This is a genomic window from Micromonospora aridisoli, from assembly GCF_056150025.1.
Map to the genome: position 1 here is coordinate 498864 of NZ_JAXCFK010000004.1, position 24419 is coordinate 523282.

Here is a 24419-nt window from a genome sequence, read left to right on the forward strand (position 1 = left end):
GTCCGCACCTCGGGGCAGAGGTGCGGACCGGCATCAATGGACCGGCTGGGTCGGCCAACTATCCAGGCGTGAGCCGGAAGTAGTCGAAGGCGGCCGTCTTGGAGGCGGTCTGGTTGGCACCGAGAGTGAACAGGCCCACCCTCGGGGTCGTCCCGACCGCGGTGCTCGTCAACGTCCCCAGGGTCGTCCAACTCGTGCCGTCGGCCGAGTACGCGGCGGTGAAGGTGCTTCCGCTGCGCGACAGCCGCAGGTGCCAGATCCCCTGGGTCAGGCCGGTCGCCTGTGGCTGCGTACTCTGCACTGCCCCGCCGATCTCGCTGCGGAACTCGATTCGTCGCGAGACCGTCTGACCGACCGCGTTGTCCGTCACGTAGTCGAACTTGAGGTAGTTGTCGTCGTCGGCGTACACCAGCAGACCCGCCTGCTGGTACTGCTCGTTGAGCAGACTGCCGTCGACCCGGGTCTGCACCGTCCAGTTCCCGGCCGGGCTGTTCTGGAGGATGAAGTTCGTCGGCCCGGTGTTGCCGGTGCCGTAGATGTCACCGTTCGGCACGTCGATGCGCAGCGCGCCGTCGGTGACCCGGTACCGGGTCGCGTCCTCCCGGACGATGGCGTTCCACCGGCACTTCTCCAGGCTGCCGCCGGTGAACTCGTCCGACGGCGTGACGACGCCCGTGGTGATCTCCGGGGTGATCCGGAACCAGTCGAACTGGGCGTTCACCACCGGTGCGGTGGTGCCGCCGTTGAGGGCGAAGAGACCGATCCGGGGGTTGGTGATCCCGGCCAGCGCGGCGGACCGGCCGACCGCGGTGAAGCTCTGCCCGTCGGTCGAGTAGGCGGCGGTCAGGTTCGTCCCGTCGCTGGTCAGCCGCAGGTGGATGGTGTCACCGGTGGGAGCGGCGGTGGAGTCTGTGCTGTCGTTGCGGGGCGTCCCGGCGCTCTCCCGGAGGAACTCCACCTTGCGGTTGCCGCCGTAGACCAGGTCCAGCTTGGCGTAGTTGTCGTCGTCGCCGTAGAGGATCAGACCGGCCTGCTGATAGTCGGACCGGGCCGCCAGGGTCACCCGGGTGGTCGCCTGCCAGGCTCCGCTGGGTGCGGGCTGGAGCACCACGTTGGTGGCGTCGTTGCGGGTCCCGTACAGGTCACCCACCGCGGTGGGCAGCCGCAGCGAACCCTCGGCGACCGAGTACGACCCGTTGTCCCGCACCACGCCTGTCCACCGCTGACGATCGAGCGAGGTGCCGGTGAACTCGTCGGACCGCAGTGGTCCCTGCGCTCCCTGGCAGGGGTTGCCCGCCCCGTCGACCCGGATCTGCACGCTGGCCTGCCCCCGAGCACCCCGGCTGTCGGTGACCGTCAGGGTGGCGGTGTAACTGCCCGGCGTGGTGTACGTGTGGCTGGCGCTCAGCGTGCTCGCGGTCGCACCGTCGCCGAAGTCCCAGGCGTACGTCAGCGGGGTGTCCCCGTCCGGGTCGGTCGCCGTACCGGTGAAGGTCACGGCGAGTGGCGCGGTCCCGCTGGTCGGGGTGCCCGTGGCGGTGACCGTCGGCGGAGCGTTGCCGCTCACCCCGGGGCCGACGAAGTCCATCCAGTTGACGTTGAACAGGGTTCCGGTGCCGCGGTTGGGGTCCCGGGCGACGAAGTACAGCCCGCCCTCCGCGGCGGCGCCGTTGGGAATCTGCGCGGTGACGTCGGTGTACGTCTGCCACCCCCCGGTGCCGGCGACGGTGGCGGTGGTGATCAGTGGCCCGTCCGCCGCGCCGGCGCGTACCTCGATCCGACCACCGGAGGTGGCCGAGGCGACTCGGAACTGGATCGAGGTGACGCCGGTCAGGCTGGCCGGACTGACCGACCACCAGTCGCCGTCCTCGATGAATCCGATGTTCTGCCCGCCACCGGCGGTGTCGCCGGTGGTCTCCCGCTGCACCCCGGCGGTGCCGCCCCCGGTGGCACCCGCCACCCGACCGGTGGCCGAGAAGTACTCGGCCTCCTTGCGCTTGGGCTGGAGGATCTTCAGCGCCCTGCCGGTCTGCGGCTCGGCCCCGTCGGACCCGCCCTTGTCGGTGTAGGTCGCCTCCAGCACGGTGAAGACGTTGGCGTCCGCGCCGTGGCCGTCGGCGAGTTGAGTCTGCACCGTGCCGGTGCAGCCGGTGTGCCGCTCCAGCGGGTGGGCGTGCTCGTCGTGGCCGAGCAGGACCTGCAGTTCGACGTCGTCGCAGTCGATCGTGCCGTCCTCCGGGTCGGTCACGCTGATGGTGTAGGCGACCTGGTCGCCCCAGGCGAAGAAGCCGCCGTCCGGCGGGAACTCGATGGTGACGGTCGGTGCCGTGTTGCCGACGGTGATCGGCACGTTCGCCACCGCGGTCCGTCCCGCTGGGTTGGTCACCCGAAGCTGCGCGGTGTAGCTGCCGGACCGGGTGTACGTGTGGGTCGGGTTGGCCTGGGTGGAGGTGCCGCCGTCGCCGAACGTCCAGGCGTAGGTCAGCGTCCCGCCGTCCGGGTCACGGGAGCCGGCGCTGGAGAAGCTGACCGTCAGCGGTGGCGCCCCCGAGGTCGGGTTCGCCGAGGCGACCGCGATCGGGGCGCGGGCACCGGCGGTGTAGTCGATCCGGTAGACCCCGGAGTTGTCGTTGTTGCCGCCGAAGCCGCTGCCCCACTCGATCAGGTACAACGCGCCGTCGGGGCCGAACTCGAAGTCCATCGGCCGCACGAAGGTCATCTGGTCGAGGATCCGGTTGATGTCGACAAGCGTCTTGCCGTCCCGGCTGACCTGCATGGTGTACATCCGCGACTGGTTCCACTCGCCGAAGATCGACTTGCCGTCGAAGTACGCCGGCCACTGGCGACGGGACGAGATGGTCGGGTCGTACCGGTAGACCGGGCCGGCCATGGGCGCTCCGCCGCCGCCGATCTCCGGGAAGCGGCTGTTGCCGCCGTAGCCGTAGTCGACCGTGGCCGGGATGGCCGCCGGCAGGTTGGTCAGACCGGTGTTGTTGGGGGAGTTGTTCACCGGCGCGGCGCAGTTGAACTTCGCCCCGCTCGGGCCGGACGGGAACTGGTAGTCGTTGTACGCCTGGTTGTTGCCGTGGCAGTACGGCCAGCCGAAGTTGCCGGGCCGGTCGACGATGTTCCACTCCACCAGTCCCTCCGGGCCCCGGTTCGGGTTGGTGGTGGTGGCGTCCGGGCCGTAGTCGGCGACGTAGAGCACATTGGTGGCCGGGTCGATGCCGATCCGGAACGGGTTGCGCAGGCCCATCGCGTAGATCTCCGGCCTGGTCCGCGCGGTGCCCGGGGCAAACAGGTTCCCGCTCGGGATGGTGTACGTGCCGTCGGCCTGCGGCCGGATCCGGAGCACCTTTCCGCGCAGGTCGTTGGTGTTGCCGGCGGTACGCTGCGCGTCGTAGTCGGCCCGCCCGGAACGCTCGTCCAACGGACTGTAGCCACTGGACTCGAAGGGGTTGGTGTTGTCTCCGGTGGCCAGGTAGAGGTTGCCGGCCGAGTCGAAGGTCATCGTTCCGCCCATGTGACAGCAGGTGTTGCGCTGCGTGGGCACCTCCAGGACGACCCGCTCGCTCGACGGGTTGATCGTGTCCCCGGTGACGGTGAACCGGGACAGGTGGTTGCGGGAGCCGCCCGCGTTCGGGGCGTAGTAGAGCCAGACCCACCCGTTGCTGGCGAAGTTGGGGTCGAGCCGGATGCCCAGGAGGCCGTCCTCGTTACCCGCGAAGACGCTCAGTCGCAGCGCGGTGACCGTCTGGCCGGTGTCCGGCTTGATGATCTGCACCCGGCCGTCGCGCTCGATGTAGAAAACCCGGCCGTCGGGCGCGATGTCCAGCTCCATCGGATTGCTGGTGTTGCTGTCCAGCGTCACCTTCTCAAAGCTGGCGGCTCGGCCGGCACCGCAATCGGCGTGCACCACCCCGGCCGCGGTCTGGATACCACCGAGCAGGTGTTGCCGGAACTCGGCGTTGGTGAAGGACTCCTGGGTGTGCCCGCCACCGGTGTACCAGGACCGACCACCGTCGAAGTTCTGGCACCACGCGATCGGGTGGTCGTGCCCCATCGCCCCGCTGCCCGGGCTGTAGCTGCGCTCGTCCAGCGAGGCCAGCACCTGCACCTGACGGGCGCGGGGGTTGGTGCGGAAGTTGTACCACTCGTCGTAACGGGACCACCGGTCCGGCAGGTGCCGCGTCGACTCGTGAGTGGTGTCTTCGACCTTCACAGTGGCCGTCTGGTTGGCCGGGTGGCTGTTGAAGTAGGCACCGACCAGTTGGCCGTACCAGGCCCAGTCGTACTCGGTGTCGGACGCGGCGTGCACGCCGACGTAACCGCCACCGGCGCGGATGTAGCGCTCGAAGGCCGCTTGCTGGCTCGCGTTGAGCACGTCACCCGTGGTCGACAACCAGATGACCGCCTTGAACCTGGCGAGGTTGGTGTCGGTGAAGGCGGCGCCGTCCTCGGTGGTGGTGACCGTGAAGCCGTTCGCCGTGCCGAGTTGCTGGATCGCGCTGATGCCGGCCGGGATCGAGTCGTGCCGGAACCCGGCGGTCTTGGAGAAGACCAGGACGGAGTACGGCTCCGCCTGTGCCGCGGCGGCTGAGACGGCCGGGCCGGCGGGCTGGGCGGCGGTGGGGCCGGCGGCCCGGGCGGTGCCGGGGCCGGCGATCGGAGTCGGTGCGGCGGCCAGAATGAGTACCAGGGCGAGTAGCGCCACGGTCACTGGGGCGAGCGGTGCTCGCCGCCGACGGGGTCGGGGCACGAGGATCTCCTCTGTCGGTGGGGCGGGTCGGAGTGGGCGGCGGTGGTCACTCCGCGTCGGTCCGACCGCCCATACCTGACGAGCGAGGTCTGGGTGGCGACAAGCCGATCCGATCACTCAATTTGTGTTCGTGAATGGGTTTCGGGCAAGGCGAACTCTTGTAACGGTTTGGTAACGGCAACTTTGTTTATTGGTGTGAGTCACTCCATATCGGATCCTTTTTCGGTCATCGTGCCGCTGCGAGTCGGATCAGCAACCCGCTCCGAGTCGGCATGACCGGGCGCCTTCCGCCCCAAGCGAGGGCGCGGGACGGGCTTGGCGGAGCCGGCGAAACGACGTACGGTGACACCCAACGAACCCACGGGAGCCCGGTGCACCGGGCTGAGAGGGGGGCTGTGAGCCCCCGACCGTCGAACCTGATCCGGGTAATGCCGGCGCAGGGAGGAGTGTTGCCGTGCCGTCCCTGGGACGACTGCATCTGATCACCGACACCCGACCCGGGCGGGATCCGCTCGCCGTGCTTCGCGCCGTGCTGCCGGTGGCGCACGCGGACCTGGTGGTGCAGGTCCGCGTCGAGGACACCGCGACCGACCGTCAGGCGTACGAACTGACCCGGCAGGTGCTGGCCCTCTGCGCGCCGTACGACGTGTCCTGCCTGGTCAACGACCGGCTGCACGTGGCGCTGGCGACCGACGCCGCCGGCGGTCACGTCGGTGCGGACGACCTGCCCGTGGCGGCGGCCCGGAGGGTGCTCGGCCCGTCGGCCGTACTGGGTGCCACCGCGCGGGAACCGGCGCAGGCGCTCGCGGCGGTCACCGCCGGGGCCAGCTACCTGGGCGTGGGTCCCTGCCGCGCCACCAGCACCAAGGACGGACTGCCGTCGCCGATCGGTACGGCCGGGGTCCGGGCGGTGGCCGGTGCGGTGGACGTGCCGGTGATCGCCATCGGTGGGGTGACGGCGGCGGACGTGCCTGAGTTGCGGGCCGCCGGCGCGTACGGGGTCGCGGTGGTCGGTGCGCTCTCCGGAGCCACCGACCCGGCCCGTGCCGCCGCCGAACTGCTGCGGGGGCTGACGTGTTAACAGGGGGCCCTTCCTCTACCGGAGGCGTTAACAGGGGGCCCTTCCTTGCACCGGATGTGGCGGTGGTGGGGGGTGGGCCGATCGGATGGGCGATCGCCTGGCGGTGCGCCAGCCGCGGGTTGCGGGTGGTGGTGCACGACCCGGCACCCGGATCGGGCGCCTCGCACGTGGCCGCCGGGATGCTGGCGCCGGTGGCCGAGGCGTACTTCGGTGAGCGGGAGCTGACCCGGTTGCTCACCGAGTCCGCCGGCCGTTGGCCCGGGTTCGCGGCCGAGCTGACCGAGGCGACCGGCACCGACATCGGCTACCGGACCGAGGGCACGCTGATGGTCGGGCTGACCGCCGACGACCTCGCCGAGGCGCGCCGACTGTGGGCGTACCAGCAGGGGCTGGGGCTGCCGGTCACGCCGCTGCGCCCGTCCCAACTGCGCGAGCGCGAGCCGGCGCTGGCTCCCCGGGTGCGTGGCGGCGCGCTCGCCGCCACCGACCACCAGGTCGACCCGCGTCGGCTGGTGCCGGCGCTGCGACTGGCGGCGGAGCGGGCCGGAGCGGTGCTGGTCGCCGAGCCGGTGCGGCGGCTGGGTGACGTCACCGCCGGTGTGACGGTGGTCGCCGCCGGCTGTGGCACCGCCGCCCTGACCGGCCTGCCGGTCCGCCCGGTGAAGGGGCAGGTGCTGCGGCTGCGCGCGCCCGGTGGCGGCCCGCCGAGCTTCCGGCACGTGATCCGGGGTTACGCCGACGGCGAGCACGTCTACCTGGTCCCCCGGGACAGCGGTGAGGTGGTGATCGGCGCGACCGTCGAGGAGCGGTCCGACCTGGACGTCTCCGCCGGTGCGGTGCTGCGGCTGCTGCGTGCCGCCGTCGACCTGCTGCCCGAGATCGCCGAGTACGACCTGGTGGAGACGTTGGCGGGGCTGCGTCCGGGCACACCGGACAACGCCCCGATGCTGGGCCCGTTGCCGGGACGCCCGGACGTGCTGGTCGCCACCGGCCACCACCGCCACGGGATCGTGCTCACGCCGGTCACCGCGGATCTGATCACCGATCTGGTCACCGGGGGAGACACCCCCGATCCGCTGCTCGCCCCCTTCCCGCCGGATCGGTTCGCCGTGGTGGCCGGTGCCGGCAGCACCTTCCATGACTCGACGGAGGACGACTCGTGCAACTGACGGTGAACGGCGTCGGACGCGACCTGCCCGACGGGGTGACCGTGGCCGACCTGGTCCGGGACGTCACCGGCCAGCAGCGCGGTGTGGCGGTGGCGGTGAACGGCGAGGTGGTGCCGCGTACCGGCTGGCCGGCGACGGTGCTGCGCGGTGGCGACCGGGTCGAGGTGCTCAGCGCCGCCCAGGGCGGGTGACCCGGATGGACGAGTCGACCGGCTTCGAGCTGGCCGGTGTACGGTTCGGCTCCCGGCTGATCCTCGGCACCGGAGGCGCGGCCAACCTGCATGTGCTGGAGCAGGCGATCCGGGCCTCCGGCACCGAGTTGGTCACCCTGGCACTGCGTCGGGTGGAGACCGTACCGGGCGGCTCGGGTGGTCTGCTGGACCTGCTCGACCGGTGCGGCGTACGGCTGCTGCCCAACACGGCCGGCTGCTACACGGCAGTGGAGGCGGTGAAGGTGGCCCGGCTGGCCCGGGACGCGTTCGAGACCGACTGGGTCAAGCTGGAGGTGATCGGCGACGAGCGGACGCTGCTGCCCGACGGGGTGGAGCTGCTGCGCGCCGCCGAGGAACTCGTCGACGACGGGTTCACCGTGCTGCCGTACACCTCCGACGACCCGGTGCTGGCGCGGCGCCTGGCCGACGTCGGTTGCGCGGCGGTGATGCCGGCCGGCGCGCCGATCGGCTCCGGCCTGGGCATCAACAACCCGCACCACATCCGGCTCATCCGGCAGGACGTCGCCGTTCCGGTGATCCTGGACGCCGGCATCGGCACCGCCTCCGACGCGGCGTTGGCGATGGAGCTGGGGTGCGACGCGGTGCTGCTGGCCAGCGCCGTGACCCGGGCGGCGGACCCGGTGGCGATGGCCACCGCGATGCGGTACGCGATCGCCGCCGGCCACCTCGCGCACGGTGCCGGCCGCATCCCGCACCGCTTCCACGCCCTGGCCTCCACCCCCGACGAAGGCCGCCCCGACCTGTGACCGCGCGGACCGACACCGTGGATCCTGGTGCGAAGCTGCCCCTCCGGGGGCCGGTTCGCACCAGGATCCAAGTGCCCTACGGGGTGGTGCTGCTGACGGATCGGCGGGTGGCGCGGAGACCGTTGGTGGAGGTGGTGGCGGCTGCCGTGGCGGGGGGAGTGCGCTGGGTGGTGCTGCGGGAGAAGGACCTGCCGCGGGTCGAGCGGCTGGCCCTCGCCGCCGAGCTGCGGCCGATCCTGACCGAGGTCGGCGGCACGCTCATCGTCGCGGGCCCCGACCCCCTGCTCGACCCCGACGATCCCGACCGCACTGCGCTCGGTGCCACCGGAGCCGGCCGTTCGCCGGTCGCGCTGCACCTGTCGGCGGCCGGCCCCTATCCGCCGCCCGCCGCCGACCTCACCGGTCGTTCCTGCCATGACGCGGCGGAGTTGCGACGTCTGACCACCGAGGACTACGTCACCCTCTCGCCGGTCTTCCCCACCCGGACCAAGCCCGGCTACGGCCCACCCCTGCTCCCCGAAGGACTGGCCGCGCTGATCCGGCTCAGCCCGGTGCCGGCGCTGGCCCTCGGCGGCATCGAGACCCCAGCCCAGGCACGTGCCTGCGGCGACGCCGGCGCCGCCGGAGTGGCCGTCCTCGGCGCCATCATGCGCGCGGACGATCCACAACAGACCACCGCCACCCTCACCACCGCCTTCCACCGCACGACGGCCCCGATTCCCGCAAGCCGGCACGTCCCGACGAGCCCGACCACGACGGGGCTGCGGCCGACAGCAACCAGGACACAGCAGACCGACAACCAAGAGGAAGTGCCGTGACCCCCACCACCGTGCTCACCGTCGCCGGTTCCGATTCCGGTGGTGGCGCCGGCATCCAGGCCGACCTGAAGGTCTTCGCCGCGCTCGGCGCGTACGGCACCAGCGTGCTGACGGCCGTCACCGCGCAGAACACCCGGGGCGTGGACGCGGTGCTGCCGCTGCCGCCGCAGACGGTCACCGACCAGCTCGACAGCGTGCTGTCGGACTTCGCGGTGCGGGCGGTCAAGACCGGGATGCTGGGCACCCCGGCGGTGGCGGGCGCGATCGCAGACGCGGCGGTGGCCGGCCGGTTGCCGCAACTGGTCGTCGACCCGGTGCTGGTGGCCACCAGTGGGCACCGGCTCGGCGTGGTGGAGGCGGTCGAGCGGTTGCTGCCGTACGCCCGGGTGGCGACGCCGAACAGCGCGGAGGCCGCAGCCCTCACCGGAGCTGCCGTGACCAGCGTCGCGGAGATGACGACCGCGGCACAGGCGCTGGCGGCCGGCGGCCCGGAATGGGTGATCGTCACCGGCGGCGACGTGGACACCGGTGACGAGGCGGTGGACGTGCTGCACGGTCCGGAAGGGACGACGGTCCTGCGTGCCCCCCGGGTGCCGACCCGGCACACGCACGGAACCGGTTGCTCCTTCTCGGCGGCCGTGACGGTGCGGCTGGCGCTGGGCGATCCGGTGCCGGTGGCGGTCGGGGCCGCCAAGGAGTACGTGACCCGCGCGCTGACCGGCGCGCGGGACTGGGAGTTGGGCGCGGGACGCGGACCGATGGACCACTTCGGCTGGTCCGTCTGATCAGGGAGGCTGTCATGCAGGCACGTCGCAAGGTGTACGTCGAGGGGTCCCGGCCGGACATCCGGGTGCCGTTCGCGGAGGTGGAACTGACCGGGGGCAACCCGCCGGTACGGCTCTACGACACCTCCGGTCCGGGTTCGGACCCGGAGGTCGGGTTGGCACCGCTGCGCGGACCATGGATCGCCGAACGGGCCGACGTGGCACCGGTGCGTGGTGCCGGTACCCCGCTGGCCGGCTCGGACGGCAAGCGGCCGACGCAGCTCGCGTACGCACGGGCCGGAGTCGTCACGCCGGAGATGGAGTTCGTGGCGATCCGGGAAGGGATGTCGCCGGAGTTCGTCCGGGACGAGATCGCGGCCGGGCGAGCCGTGCTGCCGCTCAACGTGAACCATCCGGAGTGCGAGCCGGCGATCATCGGCAAGGCGTTCCTGGTCAAGGTCAACGCCAACATCGGCACCTCGGCGGTGACCTCGTCGGTGGCCGAGGAGGTGGAGAAGCTGACCTGGGCCACCCGGTGGGGTGCGGACACCGTGATGGACCTGTCCACCGGCAAGCGGATCCACGAGACGCGCGAGGCGATCGTCCGCAATTCGCCGGTGCCGATCGGTACGGTGCCGATCTACCAGGCGCTGGAGAAGGTCGGCGGCGATCCGGTGAAGCTGAGCTGGGAGGTGTTCCGGGACACCGTCATCGAGCAGGCCGAGCAGGGCGTCGACTACATGACCGTGCACGCCGGCGTGCTGCTGCCGTACGTGCCGTTGGCGGTGGACCGGGTCACCGGCATCGTGTCGCGGGGCGGCTCGATCATGGCCGCCTGGTGCCTGGCACACCACCAGGAGAACTTCCTCTACACCAACTTCCGGGAACTGTGCGAGATCCTGGCGCGCTACGACGTGACGTTCTCCCTCGGCGACGGTCTTCGGCCCGGCTCGATCGCGGACGCCAACGACGAGGCGCAGTTCGCCGAGCTGCGCACCCTCGGTGAGCTGACGAAGGTCGCCTGGGAGTACGACGTGCAGGTCATGATCGAGGGCCCGGGGCACGTGCCGATGCACAAGATCAAGGAGAACGTCGACCTCCAGCAGGAGTGGTGCCACGAGGCGCCGTTCTACACGCTCGGCCCGCTGACCACCGACGTCGCGCCCGCGTACGACCACATCACCTCGGCCATCGGGGCCGCGATGATCGGCATGTTCGGCACCGCCATGCTCTGCTACGTCACGCCCAAGGAGCACCTGGGGCTGCCGGACCGGGACGACGTGAAGGCGGGCGTGATCGCGTACAAGATCGCGGCGCATGCGGCGGATCTGGCGAAGGGACACCCGGGCGCGCAGGCCTGGGACGACGCGCTGTCCAAGGCGCGGTTCGAGTTCCGCTGGGAGGACCAGTTCAACCTCTCGCTCGACCCGGAGACCGCGCGGTCGTACCACGACGCCACGCTGCCCGCCGAGCCGGCGAAGACCGCGCACTTCTGCTCGATGTGCGGGCCGAAGTTCTGCTCCATGAAGATCACGCAGGACCTGAAGGAGTACGCGGCTCGCGGTATGCAGGACAAGTCCGACGAGTTCGTCGCCTCCGGTGGTCGGGTCTATCTGCCCCTGGCCTGATCGCTGGCGGCCGAGGAGCCCAGCCCTCTCGGAGCCCCTGTGTCTGCGCTGACATCGCGATGTCGCCCGGACACAGGGCTCCGAGCCGCAACGTTGCTCCTGCGCCGGACCCGGTGGCGGGTCAGCCCACCGGAGCCTCCGATGTCCCCGGGTGCCGCCGAGTGTGCGGCCTTCAGCGGCGGTGGTGCCGCCCGGTCGACCGCAGGGTGCGGCGCGGCTCCTTCGGCGGCGCGGGCTCGTCGTCGTCCAGCGGCCGGCTGAGTCCGGCCACCCAGTCGACGTACTCCTCGTCCTGGGCCGGCAGCGGCTCATCGCGTTCGGCCTCGGCACCGCCCTCACCGGACCGGGACCGGCCCAACCGGAACAGGCCACGGCGGCCCTTCTCCGGTTCGCCGTCCGGCTGCAGGTCCTCGGCCCGGACGGCGGGTGGCTTGGTGAAGGCGGCCGACAGGTCCCGGGCGGTGGCCGCGGTCTCGATGGACACCTCAGGAGTCTCGGGGAGGGCCGCCGAGATGCTTTGCGCGGGCGACTCGTCCGGCCCGGTCGCCGCCCGGTTGAGATCGGGCAACGCGAACCGCTGCCGGGGCCGGGGTGCCGGCTCGGCCGCCGCCGGCACCGCCCCGTCTCCGGCACCATCTGCTGGTGCTGGTGCTGGTGCTGGTGCTGGTGCTGGTGCTGGTGCTGGTGCTGGTGCTGGTGCTGGTGCTGGTGCGGCGGGCTCCGCGCTCGGCGCGAGGTCCGTCGCCGATGTCGGGGTCGGGGGTGCCGACGCCGCGGAAGGCTTCCGAGGGGTACGGGTGCGCCGAGGCGTCGGGGCCTTCTGGGCCACCGGGGCCTCGGGCGCCGGCACGGTGGGTGCCGCCGACGGAAGGTCGCTGCCGTCTCCCACCGGTGCCGGGCCGGTCGCCGGCTCGGAAAGCCCGTCGGTTTCCGCCGCCGGCTGCTCACCGATCTCCGGCCCGACCGCCGCCGGCATCCGGTCACCGCCGCGCGTCCACTCGTCGGTTCGCGCCCCCGCGGTGCCGGGCGTCCGCTCGTCGCTGGGCGTCTGCTCGCCGCTCTCCGTCCGTGCGGAGGCGTCTGGCTCCTCGGCGTGCCGCGAAGGTTCGTCCGGCCGTCCGGCGACCTCGGTCCGTGCGGCGTCGCTGTTCGCGTCGTCGGATCGTCCGGCGTTCGTCCGAGCGGCCTCCGATTGTGCGGCCTCGCTTTGTGCGGCCTCGCTTCGTGCGGCGGGTCGTCCGGCGTCGGTGTGTGCGGCCTCGGTCCGTCCGGCTGTGTCGCCAGGACGTCGGCCGTCGCGGACGTGCTCGCTGCCGCCAAACCACGCGTCCGCCGGTGGCGCGGTGACGGCGGCGGTCGCGTCGCGGGCGGCGTCACGGTTGGTGGCAGGTGTGGTCGTGGCGGCTGACCCGTCGGTGGGCGCCACCGGCCAGTGCCAGTGTGGCGGTGAGCCGTCCAGGGGGGCGGCGGTCCGGGGGCCGCTGTCGAGGTGGTGCCCGCCAGCCGCCGGATCGGCCGAGGTGGCACCGTCGACGGCGATCAGCGGGTGACTCGCGGTGGGCGGCGGGCCGGTCGCGGCGCGGGCCGGCGAGGGTGGTGCGGCGGCCGCGGGCAGCGGCTGGAGGATGGCGGTCGGCTCGATGGCGGTCCCGCTGGTGGACGCCGCGGTGCGGCCGGTGAGCCGCTCGGTCCAGGGCAGCATGGCTGCGGCGGCTGAACCGAGCGCGCCGACCAGCACCGCGATCAGGGCCGCGTAGTAGGGCGTGAGCTGGTACCGGTCGCCGGTGTCGCCCGGGCCGGCGGCCAGGTAGGCGAACGCCACCAGCACCGGCCCGGCGACCCCGCTGGGCCCGCTGACCAGTGGTGGATGCCCACGCCACCGGGCCACCGCCGCCGTCGTCGCGCCAGCCAGCAGGGTCACCATCGGCAGGATCAGCAGCGCCAGTTGCTGCGCGGTGTCGGCGGCGAGCCAGGCCGGCTCCAGGACGCCGAGGCGTACCGGGGTCAGCGGGCCGTTCGCCCCCAACGACGGCAGCACGGACAGCAGCGCGAGCAGCCACAGCACCCCGGCCACCGCGGCCATGTTCCAGGCGAACGGCGGACGGACCAGTACGGCCAGGGCGGCACCGGCACCGACCACCGCGCCGAGACCGGCGCAGATGGCCACGGCCCAGACCGGGTCGACCGAGATGAGTTCGGCGCTGCGGGCCGGCTGCATGCACAGTGGTGCCACGACCGTGGCGCCCAGGGCGGCGCTGCCCGCGACGCCCAGTTGCCGGGCGGTACCGGTGAGCTGTCCGCCGTGGCGGGCCAGCCGCTCGGTGAGCACGGCACCGATCACCGCGGCGTTCGTGGCGAACCAGCCGGCCCAGACGAGCTGTGCCGGCCACTGGTTGATGCTCGCGCCGGTGAAGGTTCCGGTGAGCCGGACGATGCCGAATCCGAAGGCGAGGCCGAGCTGCCCGGCGCCGGCCAGCAGGCTGACGCCGAACGCCGTTAACAGTAGTCGGCTCGATGTCCGATGGGCCATGACCGGCACGTTACGGTCCGTCGCCACCGAGCGCCACCGGCGCGCCGTGGGAGGGCGTATGACCTGCTCGCGGCGGTTCTACTTGAGCTCGACCAGCCGGGCCAGGTACGTCGTGTCACCGCAGTTGGTGAGCATGTGCACGGCTCCCGGGTCGCGGTAGACCACCCCGCCGGTCGGCTCGTCGGCGTCGATCTTCGTACCGTCGACGGTCTGCACGACGTTCTTCGCGCCCTGGACGGCCACCACGAGATAGGGGTGGTCGTGCCGGTGCAGCGGCTGCCGCTCACCCGGTTCCAGCCTGATGTGCCAGACCCGGACCCGGTCGTTCTCGAAGACGATCTCCTGTCCCACCGGACCGAGCACGGGTTCGGCGCCGGGCGTGGGGAGGTCGAGCGGTGACTCGGTCATCGGGTTCCGTCCAGTGCGGGGAGCACCTCGGCGGCGATCAGCTCCAGGTGGTCCAGGTCGGTGAGGTCGATCAGGCGCAGGTGCACCCGGGTGGTGCCGACCGCCGCGAACTCGCCGATCCGGTCGACCAGTTGCTGCGGCGAGCCGACCACCGGGTCCTCGGGCGGCAGGGCGCTCTTGACGTGCAGCGGCGCGGCCCGCCGCCGGGCCTCGCTGTCGGTACGTCCGATCGCCACCACGATGCCGGCGGAGAGCGTCAGCGGCCGGCGTCCGGAGCCGGCGCGATCGACCCGCTGGCACGCCTCCCGCACCCGCCCGTACGCCTCGGCGGTCTGTTCGACGCTGGTGAAGGGGACGTTGAACTCGTCGGCGTAGCGGGCGGCCAGCTCCGGGGTGCGCTTGGGGCCGCGCCCGCCGACGATCACCGGCGGGCCGGGGGTCTGCACCGGTTTCGGCAGGGCCGGCGAGTCGGTCAGCCGGTAGTGGTCGCCGGTGTAGCTGAAGGTTCCGCCCGACGGGGTGCGCCACAGGCCGGTGATCACTTCGAGCTGTTCGGCGAGCCGGTCGAAGCGTTCGCTGGTGCCGGGGAAGGGGATGCCGTACGAGAGGTGCTCGCGGGCGTACCAACCGGCGCCGATGCCCAGCTCGACCCGGCCGCCGCTCATCTGGTCGACCTGGGCCACCATCACGGCCAGCGGGCCGGGCAGCCGGAAGGTCGCGGAGGTGACCAGGGTGCCGAGCCGGATCCGGTTGGTTTCCCGGGCCAGCGCCGCCAGGGTCAGCCAGGCGTCGGTCGGCCCGGGCGGGGCCGGCTCGTCGCCCATCGCCTGGTAGTGGTCGGCACGGAAGAACCCCTCGAACCCACCCTCCTCGGCGAGGCGGGCGAACCGGAGCTGGTCGTCGTACGTGGCGCCCCGGTGCGGCTCCGTGAAGACAGCCACCCGCATGCTCATCGCGCCACCTGGCTACGCTCGGCGGCGCGACGAGGCGCCATCGCACTGAGCCGGATGATTCGCTCGCTCATCGTCCCTCCGCGCCGGCTTCCGCCGGCTGGTCGCGTTCCATCAGCAGTTCGTGCAGGTCCGCGCTGACCCGGGCGACGTCCGCCAGGTGGGCGTTGCGGCCGAGGGTGCGGGGCCGGGGGATGGTCACCTCGACGATCTTGCGGACGCGACCGGGTCGTGGGCTGAGCACGACCACCCGGTCGGCGAGCAGCACCGCCTCGTCGATGGAGTGGGTGACGAACACGACTGTCGCTCCGTTGCGCATGTGCACCCGCTGGAGTTCGCCGGCGAGTTCCTCGCGGGTCAGCGCGTCGAGCGCGGAGAAGGGCTCGTCCATCAGCATGACCCGGGGGTCGCCGATCAGTGAGCGGCACAGGGAGACCCGTTGCTGCATGCCGCCGGAGAGCTCGTGTGGCAGCCGTTTCTCGAAGCCGGACAGCCCGGCCACGTCGAGCAGGTCCCGCGCCCGGTCGCGGTGGGCGGCCCGTTTCCAGCCGAAGACCTCCACCGGCAGCAGGACGTTGTCCAGGACGGTGCGCCAGGGGAGCAGGGCGGGCCGCTGGAACAGCATGGCGATGTCGCGGCGCGGTCCGGTGACCGGCTCTCCGGCGACGGCGATCTCGCCGGCGGTGACCGGGATCAGACCGGAGATCAGCCGCAGCAGGGTGGACTTGCCACACCCGGAGCGGCCGAGCACCGCGACGAACTCGCCCTCGGCGACATCGAGGTCGATGCCGCGCAAGGCCTCGACCCGGCCCGCGCGGCCGTCGAAGGTACGCGACACCTCGGCGAGGAGGATCATCTCCGGCGGGCCTCCCCTGAGTGGAAAGTCAGGAACTGGCAAAGGCTATCGGCCTCGGTCCCGTATCGCACCGTCCGGGGTGGACATCACTTTGTATCCGTTCCGCAACCCGATACGCCTGGCGTCGCAAAGGTGGGGTTCTCGTACGCTGTGCCCGCGAGAGTCCCCCTCGATACGCGGTGTCGGCTTCCCTCCGGCTGCCGGTGCCGCCCCGACAACTCCCTTCCGGCGGCCCGACGCCCCGGTTGGAAAGGACAAGGTGCACTGATGAGAAGGCTGACCCGCACGGTCGCCGCGGCCACCATGGCCACCGCCCTGGCCCTGGTCTCCGCGTGCAGCAGCGGTTCGGATGACGCCGACGGAAACGACGTGGGTTCGTCCCTGGAGCAGGTGACCTACCTCACCTCGTTCGGCAACTTCGGGCGTGACTCCTACGCCTGGGTGGCCAAGGAGAAGGGCTACTTCAAGGACGCCGGCTTCGAGGTCGAGATCAAGCCGGGCCAGGGCACCGGCGCCGTGATCCAGACCGTCGTGGGCGGTCAGGCGCACTTCGGCCCGATCGACCTGACCGGTGGGCTGCTCCAGCTCGGCAACGGGGACGCCAAGGACTTCGTCGCGGTCGCCGCGATCCAGCAGCGCACCATGGCCGCCATCGCCACCGTCGAGGGCACGGGCATCAACACCCCGAAGGACCTGGAGGGCAAGAAGCTCGCCGACACCCCCGGCTCGGTGGTCCGCAACCTCTTCCCGACGTACGCGCGGATGGCCGGCATCGACTACAACAAGGTCACCTGGGTCAACGGCGAGGCGCAGACCCTGATGGGCACCCTCGCCTCCGGCTCGGTGGACGGCATCGGCCAGTTCGTCGTCGGCCAGCCGACCATCGAGGCGGTGACCAAGAAGAAGGCCGTGCTGCTGCCGTACAGCAACGTGATGCAGGACCTCTACGGCAACGTGCTGATCACCTCGAAGCAGTACGCCAGCGAGAAGCCGGAGCAGGTCAAGCGGTTCACCGAGGCGCTGCTCAAGGGTCTGGAGTACGCGCTGGCCAACCCGCAGGAGGCGGCCGAGATCCTGGCGAAGAACGCCGAGGCGGTCAACCCCGCCGCGGCCGCCGCCGAGTTGCAGCTGATGGCCGGGTACGTCCGCTCCAGCAACTCCGGCACCGCGCTGGGCACGCTGGACAGTGGCCGGGTCGCCAAGAGCATCGCGATCCTGCGCGGCGCCGGCGCCCTGAAGTCGGACCTCACCCCCGACCAGATCATCGACTTCGAACTCGCGCCGAAGGCCTGAGGCCGCTCGGCACCAGACGGACGTACGCCGCACCGGGTGTCCGGTGCGGCGTACCTCCGCTCCCGCTCGCGAGAGCACCGAATCACAGGAGGATCCGATGACCGACGTCCGTCCGCGGCAGCCGGAGGCGACGCTCGCGCCCGAGCAGTCCCCGGCCATGGCCCGCGGTCGACGGTGGGGACCGGGCGAGTTGCGCACCGGTACGACGGCCGCGCTGCTGCCGGTCGCCGGGCTGCTGGTCGCGCTCAGTCTCTGGTGGCTGGTGGCCCGGTTGGAGCTGATCCACCCGGCGGCCCTGCCGCCGCCCGATGACGTGCTCGCGGCGTTCTCCGAGCGGCCGGTCCGACTGCTGGAGCACACCGTCGCCACCACCGGCGAGATCGTGCTCGGCTTCGCGCTCTCCGCGGTGGCCGGGGTGCTGATCGGTCTGGCGCTGGCCGCCTCCCGGACGGTGGAGCGGATGTTCACCCCGCTGCTCGTCGCGGTCAACGCGGTTCCGAAGATCACCCTGGGGCCGCTGCTGGTGGTGGCGCTCGGCTGGGGTCAGAAGCCGATCCTCACCATGGTCTTCCTGCTCTGCTTCTTCCCGATCGTGCTCTCCACCGCGACCGGCCTGACCACCACCCCGGCCGAACTCGCCGAACTGGCGCGGTCCTGGAACGCCTCGCGTTGGCAGACGTTCCGCAAGGTCCGTTTCCCGGCCGCGCTCCCGCAGATCTTCGTGGGCCTGAAGGTCGCCATGCCGCTGGCCGCGATCGGTGCCGTCATCGGCGAGTTCCAGGCCGGCGAGGGCGGTCTCGGTTACGTCATCCAGCAGTACGCCGGCATCGGCGACACCGCCACCGCGTGGGCGGCGATCATCCTTGTCGCCCTGGTCAGCATCCTGCTCTACGCCGCACTGGTGCTCGTCGAGCGACGCAGCCTGCCCTGGCTGCGGGAAACCACCTCCAGCCGCTGACCCTCCTCAGCTCGCCAGGCGCCACCGGCCGTTGCGGGCGACCAGGGTGGTCAACGCCTGCGGCATCAGTCCGGAGTGGTTGTCCGGCGTCATCCGGATCGGCCCGGACAGGCCGTCCATCTGGGACGTCTCCAGCACGTCCCGGAGGCGGTCGCGGTCGACCTTGCCGGGGTCTCCGCCGGCCCGCAGCTCCGCGTCGGCGATGAGCTGGACCGCGTCCGCCGCGAACGAGGCGGAGCCGTGGTAGCCGCCGAAGCGGGCGGTGTAGTCCTGGAACCACTGTCGGCGCGCGGCCTTCGCGGGAGTGGTCGCGATCACGTCGTCGATCACCATCGTCTGGGTGAAGACCAGGGTGGCCCGCTCCGCCGCCCTGGACGCCGAGCCCAGGAAGAGGTCGCCCGCGGCCGAGGCGTCGAGGAACAGGGAGCCGGTGAAGCCGGCCTGCTTGACCGCGCTGACGGCGAGCATCGCCTGCTCCGGAGGAGCCCAGATGACCAGGGCGTCGGGCTGGGCCGCGGCCAGGGTGCCGGCCTGTCCGTCCAGTTCCGTGTCGGTGCCCCGAACGGACGCCTCGGCCAGCACCTGGATGCCGGCCTTGCCGAACTCGCGGCGCAGGGCCGTCGCGCCCTCGCGGCCGTACGCGTCGTCGCTGCGCAGGAGACCGACCGTGTCGATGGTCCGGCGTCGCAGTTCGACGGTGAGCGCGCCGGCGTTGTCGGCGGCGTTGGGGGCCAGTTTGAACATGTAGCGGCGCTCCGCGACCGGTTCCGCCACAGCGCTGGCCGGCGCGAGCGCGACGGTCGGGATCCGGTTCTCATTGACCGTGCGGACCGCACCGACCGCGCATTCGTTGCAACCGCCCATGATGATGGCGGTGACCCGCTTATCGCTGCTGAACTCGACGATGTTCCGCAGCGACTCACTGGCGTCGGAACGGTTGTCCTTCAACAATAGTTCGACCTCGCGGCCGTTGAGCGCACCCGAGGCGTTCAACTGCCGGACCTTCAGTTCCAGAGCCTGCCGGTACGCCTTGCCGACTCCGGCCGCCGCACCGGAGAGTTCCAGGTCGGCGGCGATCACGATCGGGCTGGTGTCCTGCTCGTCCCCGCCGAACTGGCAGCCGACGAGGGTGGTGGCGAGCAGGGTAGACACGAGCGCCGTGGCGGTCGCGGAGCGGAAGGGGGTCAACTCTGTCCTCCTGATGCGGCACGGGCGGGGCCCGGTCACCGGTCGCACGTCCGTCCACTGTGGATAATGAGACGGCGCTGCCGTACCGTGTGCGCGAAGCCTGCAAAACCTTGCCAATGCCGGCCGCTGCGGTCAAGCGGGGTCAGCCAAGACGTTTCGGGACGCCGATCCCACATGTTGGTGTAACCAGATGTTTTCAAATACTCACTGTGGCGACACGTTTGACCACTCTGGAGTTACATGCCCTGTTCAGGGGTGCTGTGGAAATGTAGGTATTAGTTGACCGGATCACGGGTTGCGTGCTGTCCGACCGTTTCCTGCCCTCCTGCGGCTTCCCAAACACGATCTCGTCTGATGAAATCGCGGCCGTGCCGCGCGTGGCGCCGGTCGTCGATCCACATACGGGTCGGCGGTTCAGGCGGGAAGAAAACGACGGAGGCGATGTCGTGAGCACCGGACCGACGACCCTGCCCGCCAGTGGCGACGCCGCGCACCGAAACGGCGGTCGACTGCCCCGGCTGCGCGACGCCCGGATCCGGTCCAAGCTGGCGCTGATCCTGGTCGTTCCGGTAGCGGCGGTCATCGCCCTGGCCACCGTCCGCCTGGTCTCCGTGGGTGAGGGCGCCTACGACGCGAGCCAGGCCCGCGCGCTCACGGCCCTGTCCATCGACGTCTCCGCGCTGACTAACGACCTGCACGCCGAACGGATGGCGGCGGCGGCCTACCTCGCCGTACCGCAGCAGCAGGCCGACGCGTACAACCTGCGGGTCCGGCAGACCCAGCAGCGGATCGACGAGTACCGCGCGGAGCGGGCCCGGGTCGGGGACGCTCCGGCCGCGGTCCGCGACCGGCTCGCGGCCATCGACGCGCACCTGGACACCCTCGACGGCACCAGGCAGGAGGTGCTCGACCGCCAGCAGATGGAGGTCGCCGAGGCGACGCTGCGCTACGGCGTGGTGCTCAACGACCTGGTCGCCTACGGCGACGGGCTGGCTCAGCTGCCCGGTGACGAGAAGCTCGGTGACACCCGTCGGGCGGTCGCCGCGTTCGCCCGGGCGAAGGCGGCCGTCGCCGAGGAGGAGGCGGTCGCCTTCACGGCACTCAGCGGTGGCCGGCTGGACAACGAGCAGTTCTCCGCGTTCGTGGCCACCCTCACCGGGCAGCAGGAGGCGCTGGTGGCCTTCTCGCTCGCCGCCGACCCGGTGCAGCGTGCGCTGGTCGAGAGCACCGTCTCCGGCGACGCGGTGGTGCTGGCCGACCGGATCGCCACCGACCTCGGCCGCTCGGTCAACCAGCGCGCGCCGTTCACCGCGCAGGAGGCCACCGCGGCGATCGGCGCGGTCAACGAGCTGATGCGCTGGGCGGAGATCGAGTTGCAGAACCGCCTGCTCGCCCAAGCCGAGCAGGCTCGCTCCGACGTCATCCGGCAGGCGGTCATCGAGACCACGCTGGTGCTGCTCACCCTGATCATCGCGGTGACCCTGGCCGTGGTGCTGGCCCGCTCGTTGAACCACTCGTTGCGCCGGCTGCGGGAGGGCGCCCTCTCCGTGGCCAACCACGACCTGCCGGAGGCGGTGCGCCGGTTGCAGGGGATGGGCAACGTCAGCGACGGCAGCGTCGACGAGATCGTCCGCGAGGTACGCGACCCGATCCAGCTCAACAACCGCGACGAGGTGGGCCAGGTCGCCTCGGCGTTCAACGTCGTGCACCGGGAGGCGGTCCGGGTCGCGGCCGAGCAGGCGGCCCTGCGGACCAGTGTCTCGGCGATGTTCCTGAACCTGGCCCGCCGCAGTCAGACCCTGGTCGACCGGATGATCGGCGAGCTGGACGCGATCGAGCGCGGCGAGGAGGACCCGAAGCGGCTCGCGCAGCTCTTCGAACTCGACCACCTCGCCACCCGGATGCGCCGCAACGACGAGAACCTGCTGGTTCTCGCCGGTGCTGATTCGGCCGTGCCGCGCCGCGACGACGCCCTGCTGGTGGACGTGCTGCGCGCCGCGCAGTCCGAGGTCGAGCTGTACAACCGGATCGAGTTCGGCACGGTCGACACCGACGTGTCCGTGGCGGCCCACGCGGTCAACGACGTGGTGCGGTTGGTGGCCGAGTTGCTCGACAACGCCACCCGCTTCTCGCCGCCCAACACGACGGTGGTCGCCGACGGGCGGCGGATCCGGGACTACGTGCTCATTCAGATCGAGGACCGGGGCCTCGGCCTCTCCGACGAGCAGTTGGACTCGCTCAACCAGCGGCTCGCCGCACCATCCACCGTGGATGTGGCCGCCTTCCGCCTGATGGGTCTGGCGGTGGTCAGCCGACTCGCGGCCCGCTACGGCATCCGGGTCGAGCTGCGCCGCAACGTCGAGGGCGGTACGGTCGCGCAGGTCACCTTGCCCGCCGCCACGGTGGTGCTGCCCAGCCTGCGCGGTCGAGACCAGGCGGTCAACCGGTCCCGGCAGCCGCTCGCGGTCGAACAGACCCCTCTCGCCGCCGCCGGTCTCGGCGATCCGGTCGGCGCGACGGGACGCGGCAACACCGCCACCCTGACCGACCGGTGGCGCAACGGCACGCCTTCCGTCACGCCCTGGCCGGGCAGGGAAGTGGCCCCCGACAACCCGCCGGTCCGTACGCCGCCGCCCGCCTTCAGCGGGTTCAACGCGGGCTCGCCGACCGTCGCGCAGCCCACCCTCGATCCGCTGCCGGGCCGGAGCGCCGGCAACCACGGCGAACCCGCCGCGCCCGGGCTGCCCGTGGGACCGGTCGCGGGCGCGGGGGTCGCCGCGCCGACGGCCTTCGCCCCGGCCGCCGGCCAGAACTCTGGCGGTGGCGGCTTCGACGGCTCCGGCTTCCGCGGGCTGGGCGCCAGCCTGGCCGCCACCGCTCCACTCGCACCGGGACCGATCACCGCCCCACCCGAGCAGCCCGCCGACTCCCCGATCTTCCGGGAGATGGAGGCGGTCTGGTTCCGATCGCACGGTGACGACGTCACCACGATCTTCAGCCGGCCCCAGTTCGACGAGCCGGCTCCGCAGGCGGCCGCCGTTCCAGCGGCACCGCAGGCAGCCGCCGGTCCACCGGCGCCCGCGGTCGAGCCGACGATGGGACGGAGCCCGTTGCCCACCCGTACGCCGGGCGCCGCCGCCGCGACGCCGGTGCCGCCACCGTCGTACACTTCCTCGTCCGCCACCACGGCCGGCCCGGCGCCGAGCGCGCCGCCGACCTCGCCCGCGACGCCGCCACCGTCCGCGCCACCGCCGTCCCCCCGGCCCGAGACCGGCCCCCCGGAGGACGACGCCTGGCGGACGGCGGCCGACGAGGGCTGGTCACGGGCCAGCCGGGCGGCCGAGCCCACCCCCGCCGGGACGACCCGGTCCGGTCTGCCGGTACGGGTGCCCCAGGCACAACTCGTGCCCGGTGGCATCGAGCCACGCAGCGGGCGTGAGCACAGCCGCCGTACCCCGGACGAGGTACGCGGTCTGCTGGCCGCCTACCACCGTGGCGTCCAGCGTGGTCGGACGGCCGGAGCGAGTCAGAACAGCACCTCGACCAAGGAGACGAGCCGATGAACAGGCCGGCGGCCATGCAGGACATGGGTTGGCTGCTCAGCAACTTTGCCGACAGCGTGGCGGGGATCGCCCACGTGGTGGCGGTGTCCGCGGACGGGCTGTTGCTCGCCTCCTCCCGCGACCTGCCAGCGGACCGAGCGGACCAACTCGCGGCGATCACCTCGGGCGTGGTGAGCCTGACCGAAGGCGCGGCCCGGATGTTCAGCGCCGGCGGGGTGCTCCAGACGGTCATCGAGATGGACAGCGGCTACCTCTTCCTGATGTCCATCAGCGACGGCTCGTCGATGGCGGTGCTCGCCGCCCGCAGCTGCGACGTCGGCCAGGTTGGTTACGAGATGGCGCTGCTCGTGGAGCGGGTCGGCGCGGCGCTGGTGCCGCTGCCCCGGGACGCGGTGCGGTCGTAACGGGTGCACCAGAGCGGCGGGAGACGGAGGAGGTGATCGCGAATGGCGCAGGGGCGTGACCCACGTGGGGCGCTGGTCCGGCCGTACGCGGTCACCCGGGGCCGGACCGAGCCGCTGCAGGACATCGCCCTGGAGGCGGTGCTGGTGGCCAGTCCCACGCAGATCGCCGAGTCACGTTTCGCCGGGCACGACAAGCATCGCATCGCCATGGTCTGCGAGGGCCGGCCCGAGTCGCTGGCGGAGATCGCCGCGTACACCCGGTTGCCGCTGGGTGTAGCCCGGGTGCTGGTCGCCGACATGGTGGCCGAGGGCCTGCTGACGCTACAGACGGCCGCTCCCGCCACAGGTTTCGAGGAGCGGATGGAAATGCTGGGAAGGGTGCTGAGTGGACTTCGCGAGCTATGACCCCGCCGGGGCCCGCCAGAGCCGGGGAATCATCTCCGCGAAGATCGTCGTCGCGGGCGGCTTCGGTGTCGGCAAGACCACGCTGGTCGGTGCGATCTCCGAGATCACACCGCTGACCACCGAGGCGGTGATGACCGCGGCGGGAGTCGGTATCGACGACCCGTCCAACGTGCCGGGCAAGGAGACCACCACGGTCGCCATGGACTTCGGCCGGATCACCATGGCGCAGGATCTGATCCTGTACCTCTTCGGCACGCCCGGGCAGACCCGGTTCTGGTTCATGTGGGACGAGATCATTCGGGGTGCGGTGGGCGCCGCCGTGCTGGTGGACACCCGCCGGATCACCGACGCGTTCGCCCCGCTGGACTACTTCGAGAACCGCAACCTGCCGTACGTGGTCGCGCTCAACCGGTTCGACGGTGCTCCGCAGTACGAGCTGGACGAGGTGCGCGAGGCGTTGGCGATCTCGCCGGACGTGCCGCTGGTGATGACCGACGCGCGGCAACGGGAGTCGGTAAAGCGGGTCCTGGTGACCGTCGTCGAGCACGCCATGGCCCGACTCCAGGCCGAGCACGACCGGGGCTTCCCGACCCCGGTGGGCTGAGTCTCCGCCGACGCCCCGCCGACCCGGCCGCCCGGCCGGGTCGGCGGGACGCGCGGGCCGGG

At 71.8% G+C, this 24419-nt stretch carries 19 protein-coding genes and 1 riboswitch; of the genes, 13 read left to right on the forward strand and 6 right to left on the reverse strand.

The window, feature by feature from the left end:
* Positions 1 to 58: 58 nt before the first annotated feature.
* On the reverse strand, positions 59 to 4759 hold the full coding sequence (locus tag SM447_RS11815) for a ThuA domain-containing protein (RefSeq protein ID WP_474572765.1): 4701 nt from the start codon (positions 4757 to 4759) through the stop codon (positions 59 to 61).
* A 350-nt stretch (positions 4760 to 5109) separates the two neighbouring features.
* Positions 5110 to 5219: riboswitch (TPP riboswitch) on the forward strand.
* Between SM447_RS11815 and thiE the strand changes: the two genes are divergently transcribed.
* The 7 genes from thiE (at position 5214) to thiC (ending at position 11198) form a co-directional block, all read left to right on the forward strand.
* Positions 5214 to 5840, forward strand: a complete 627-nt coding sequence (gene thiE, locus SM447_RS11820) for a thiamine phosphate synthase (RefSeq protein ID WP_474572766.1) — start codon at positions 5214 to 5216, stop codon at positions 5838 to 5840. It overlaps the preceding riboswitch by 6 nt.
* Entirely contained in the window at positions 5834 to 7009 is a 1176-nt protein-coding gene (thiO, locus tag SM447_RS11825) for a glycine oxidase ThiO (protein ID WP_474572767.1), read from the forward strand. Before thiE ends, thiO begins: the two co-directional genes overlap by 7 nt.
* Positions 7000 to 7200, forward strand: a complete 201-nt coding sequence (gene thiS / locus SM447_RS11830) for a sulfur carrier protein ThiS (protein WP_474572768.1) — start codon at positions 7000 to 7002, stop codon at positions 7198 to 7200. The genes thiO and thiS overlap by 10 nt, the downstream gene beginning before the upstream one ends.
* A 5-nt stretch (positions 7201 to 7205) precedes the next feature.
* Positions 7206 to 7988, forward strand: coding sequence for a thiazole synthase (locus SM447_RS11835; protein WP_474572769.1), 783 nt, complete (start codon positions 7206 to 7208; stop codon positions 7986 to 7988).
* A 65-nt stretch (positions 7989 to 8053) separates the two neighbouring features.
* Positions 8054 to 8806, forward strand: a complete 753-nt coding sequence (locus tag SM447_RS11840; RefSeq protein ID WP_474572826.1) for a thiamine phosphate synthase — start codon at positions 8054 to 8056, stop codon at positions 8804 to 8806.
* Complete coding sequence (thiD, locus tag SM447_RS11845) at positions 8803 to 9591, forward strand: bifunctional hydroxymethylpyrimidine kinase/phosphomethylpyrimidine kinase (RefSeq protein ID WP_474572770.1); 789 nt, start codon at positions 8803 to 8805, stop codon at positions 9589 to 9591. Before SM447_RS11840 ends, thiD begins: the two co-directional genes overlap by 4 nt.
* Before the next feature lie 14 nt (positions 9592 to 9605).
* The gene (thiC, locus tag SM447_RS11850) at positions 9606 to 11198 is read left to right on the forward strand and encodes a phosphomethylpyrimidine synthase ThiC (protein WP_474572771.1); all 1593 of its coding nucleotides are present in this window, start codon (positions 9606 to 9608) and stop codon (positions 11196 to 11198) included.
* Positions 11199 to 11370: 172 nt separating this feature from the next.
* Here the strand turns inward: thiC and SM447_RS11855 are convergent, their stop codons facing one another.
* The 4 genes from SM447_RS11855 to SM447_RS11870 all read right to left on the reverse strand — a co-directional run bounded on the left by SM447_RS11855 (position 11371) and on the right by SM447_RS11870 (position 15942).
* Positions 11371 to 13728, reverse strand: coding sequence for a hypothetical protein (locus SM447_RS11855; protein ID WP_474572772.1), 2358 nt, complete (start codon positions 13726 to 13728; stop codon positions 11371 to 11373).
* Positions 13729 to 13806: 78 nt separating this feature from the next.
* The gene (locus SM447_RS11860; protein ID WP_474572773.1) at positions 13807 to 14136 is read right to left on the reverse strand and encodes a cupin domain-containing protein; all 330 of its coding nucleotides are present in this window, start codon (positions 14134 to 14136) and stop codon (positions 13807 to 13809) included.
* Complete coding sequence (locus SM447_RS11865) at positions 14133 to 15083, reverse strand: LLM class F420-dependent oxidoreductase (protein WP_474572827.1); 951 nt, start codon at positions 15081 to 15083, stop codon at positions 14133 to 14135. Before SM447_RS11865 ends, SM447_RS11860 begins: the two co-directional genes overlap by 4 nt.
* A gap of 73 nt (positions 15084 to 15156) precedes the next feature.
* Positions 15157 to 15942, reverse strand: a complete 786-nt coding sequence (locus tag SM447_RS11870; RefSeq protein ID WP_474572774.1) for an ABC transporter ATP-binding protein — start codon at positions 15940 to 15942, stop codon at positions 15157 to 15159.
* Between the two features lie 267 nt (positions 15943 to 16209).
* Between SM447_RS11870 and SM447_RS11875 the strand changes: the two genes are divergently transcribed.
* Positions 16210 to 17235 carry an ABC transporter substrate-binding protein gene (locus SM447_RS11875; protein ID WP_474572775.1) on the forward strand — a complete coding sequence of 342 codons (1026 nt, stop codon included), beginning with the start codon at positions 16210 to 16212 and terminating at the stop codon, positions 17233 to 17235.
* A gap of 97 nt (positions 17236 to 17332) precedes the next feature.
* Positions 17333 to 18193: an ABC transporter permease gene (locus SM447_RS11880; protein WP_474572776.1), complete on the forward strand. Its 861-nt coding sequence runs from the start codon at positions 17333 to 17335 to the stop codon at positions 18191 to 18193.
* Between the two features lie 6 nt (positions 18194 to 18199).
* Here SM447_RS11880 and SM447_RS11885 read toward each other — a convergent pair whose 3' ends face one another.
* Positions 18200 to 19381, reverse strand: coding sequence for an ABC transporter substrate-binding protein (locus SM447_RS11885; protein WP_474572777.1), 1182 nt, complete (start codon positions 19379 to 19381; stop codon positions 18200 to 18202).
* 446 nt (positions 19382 to 19827) lie between these two features.
* Here SM447_RS11885 and SM447_RS11890 point away from each other — a divergent pair, with 446 nt between their 5' ends.
* The 4 genes from SM447_RS11890 to SM447_RS11905 are packed head-to-tail and all read left to right on the forward strand — an operon-like array spanning position 19828 to position 24357.
* Positions 19828 to 22944: a sensor histidine kinase gene (locus tag SM447_RS11890; protein WP_474572778.1), complete on the forward strand. Its 3117-nt coding sequence runs from the start codon at positions 19828 to 19830 to the stop codon at positions 22942 to 22944.
* On the forward strand, positions 22941 to 23348 hold the full coding sequence (locus SM447_RS11895; RefSeq protein ID WP_092378558.1) for a roadblock/LC7 domain-containing protein: 408 nt from the start codon (positions 22941 to 22943) through the stop codon (positions 23346 to 23348). The genes SM447_RS11890 and SM447_RS11895 overlap by 4 nt, the downstream gene beginning before the upstream one ends.
* A 42-nt stretch (positions 23349 to 23390) precedes the next feature.
* A complete protein-coding gene (locus tag SM447_RS11900) occupies positions 23391 to 23753 on the forward strand; it encodes a DUF742 domain-containing protein (protein WP_474572779.1) in 363 nt (120 codons plus the stop codon).
* Positions 23734 to 24357: a GTP-binding protein gene (locus tag SM447_RS11905; protein WP_474572780.1), complete on the forward strand. Its 624-nt coding sequence runs from the start codon at positions 23734 to 23736 to the stop codon at positions 24355 to 24357. Before SM447_RS11900 ends, SM447_RS11905 begins: the two co-directional genes overlap by 20 nt.
* The last annotated feature ends 62 nt before the right edge of the window (positions 24358 to 24419 follow it).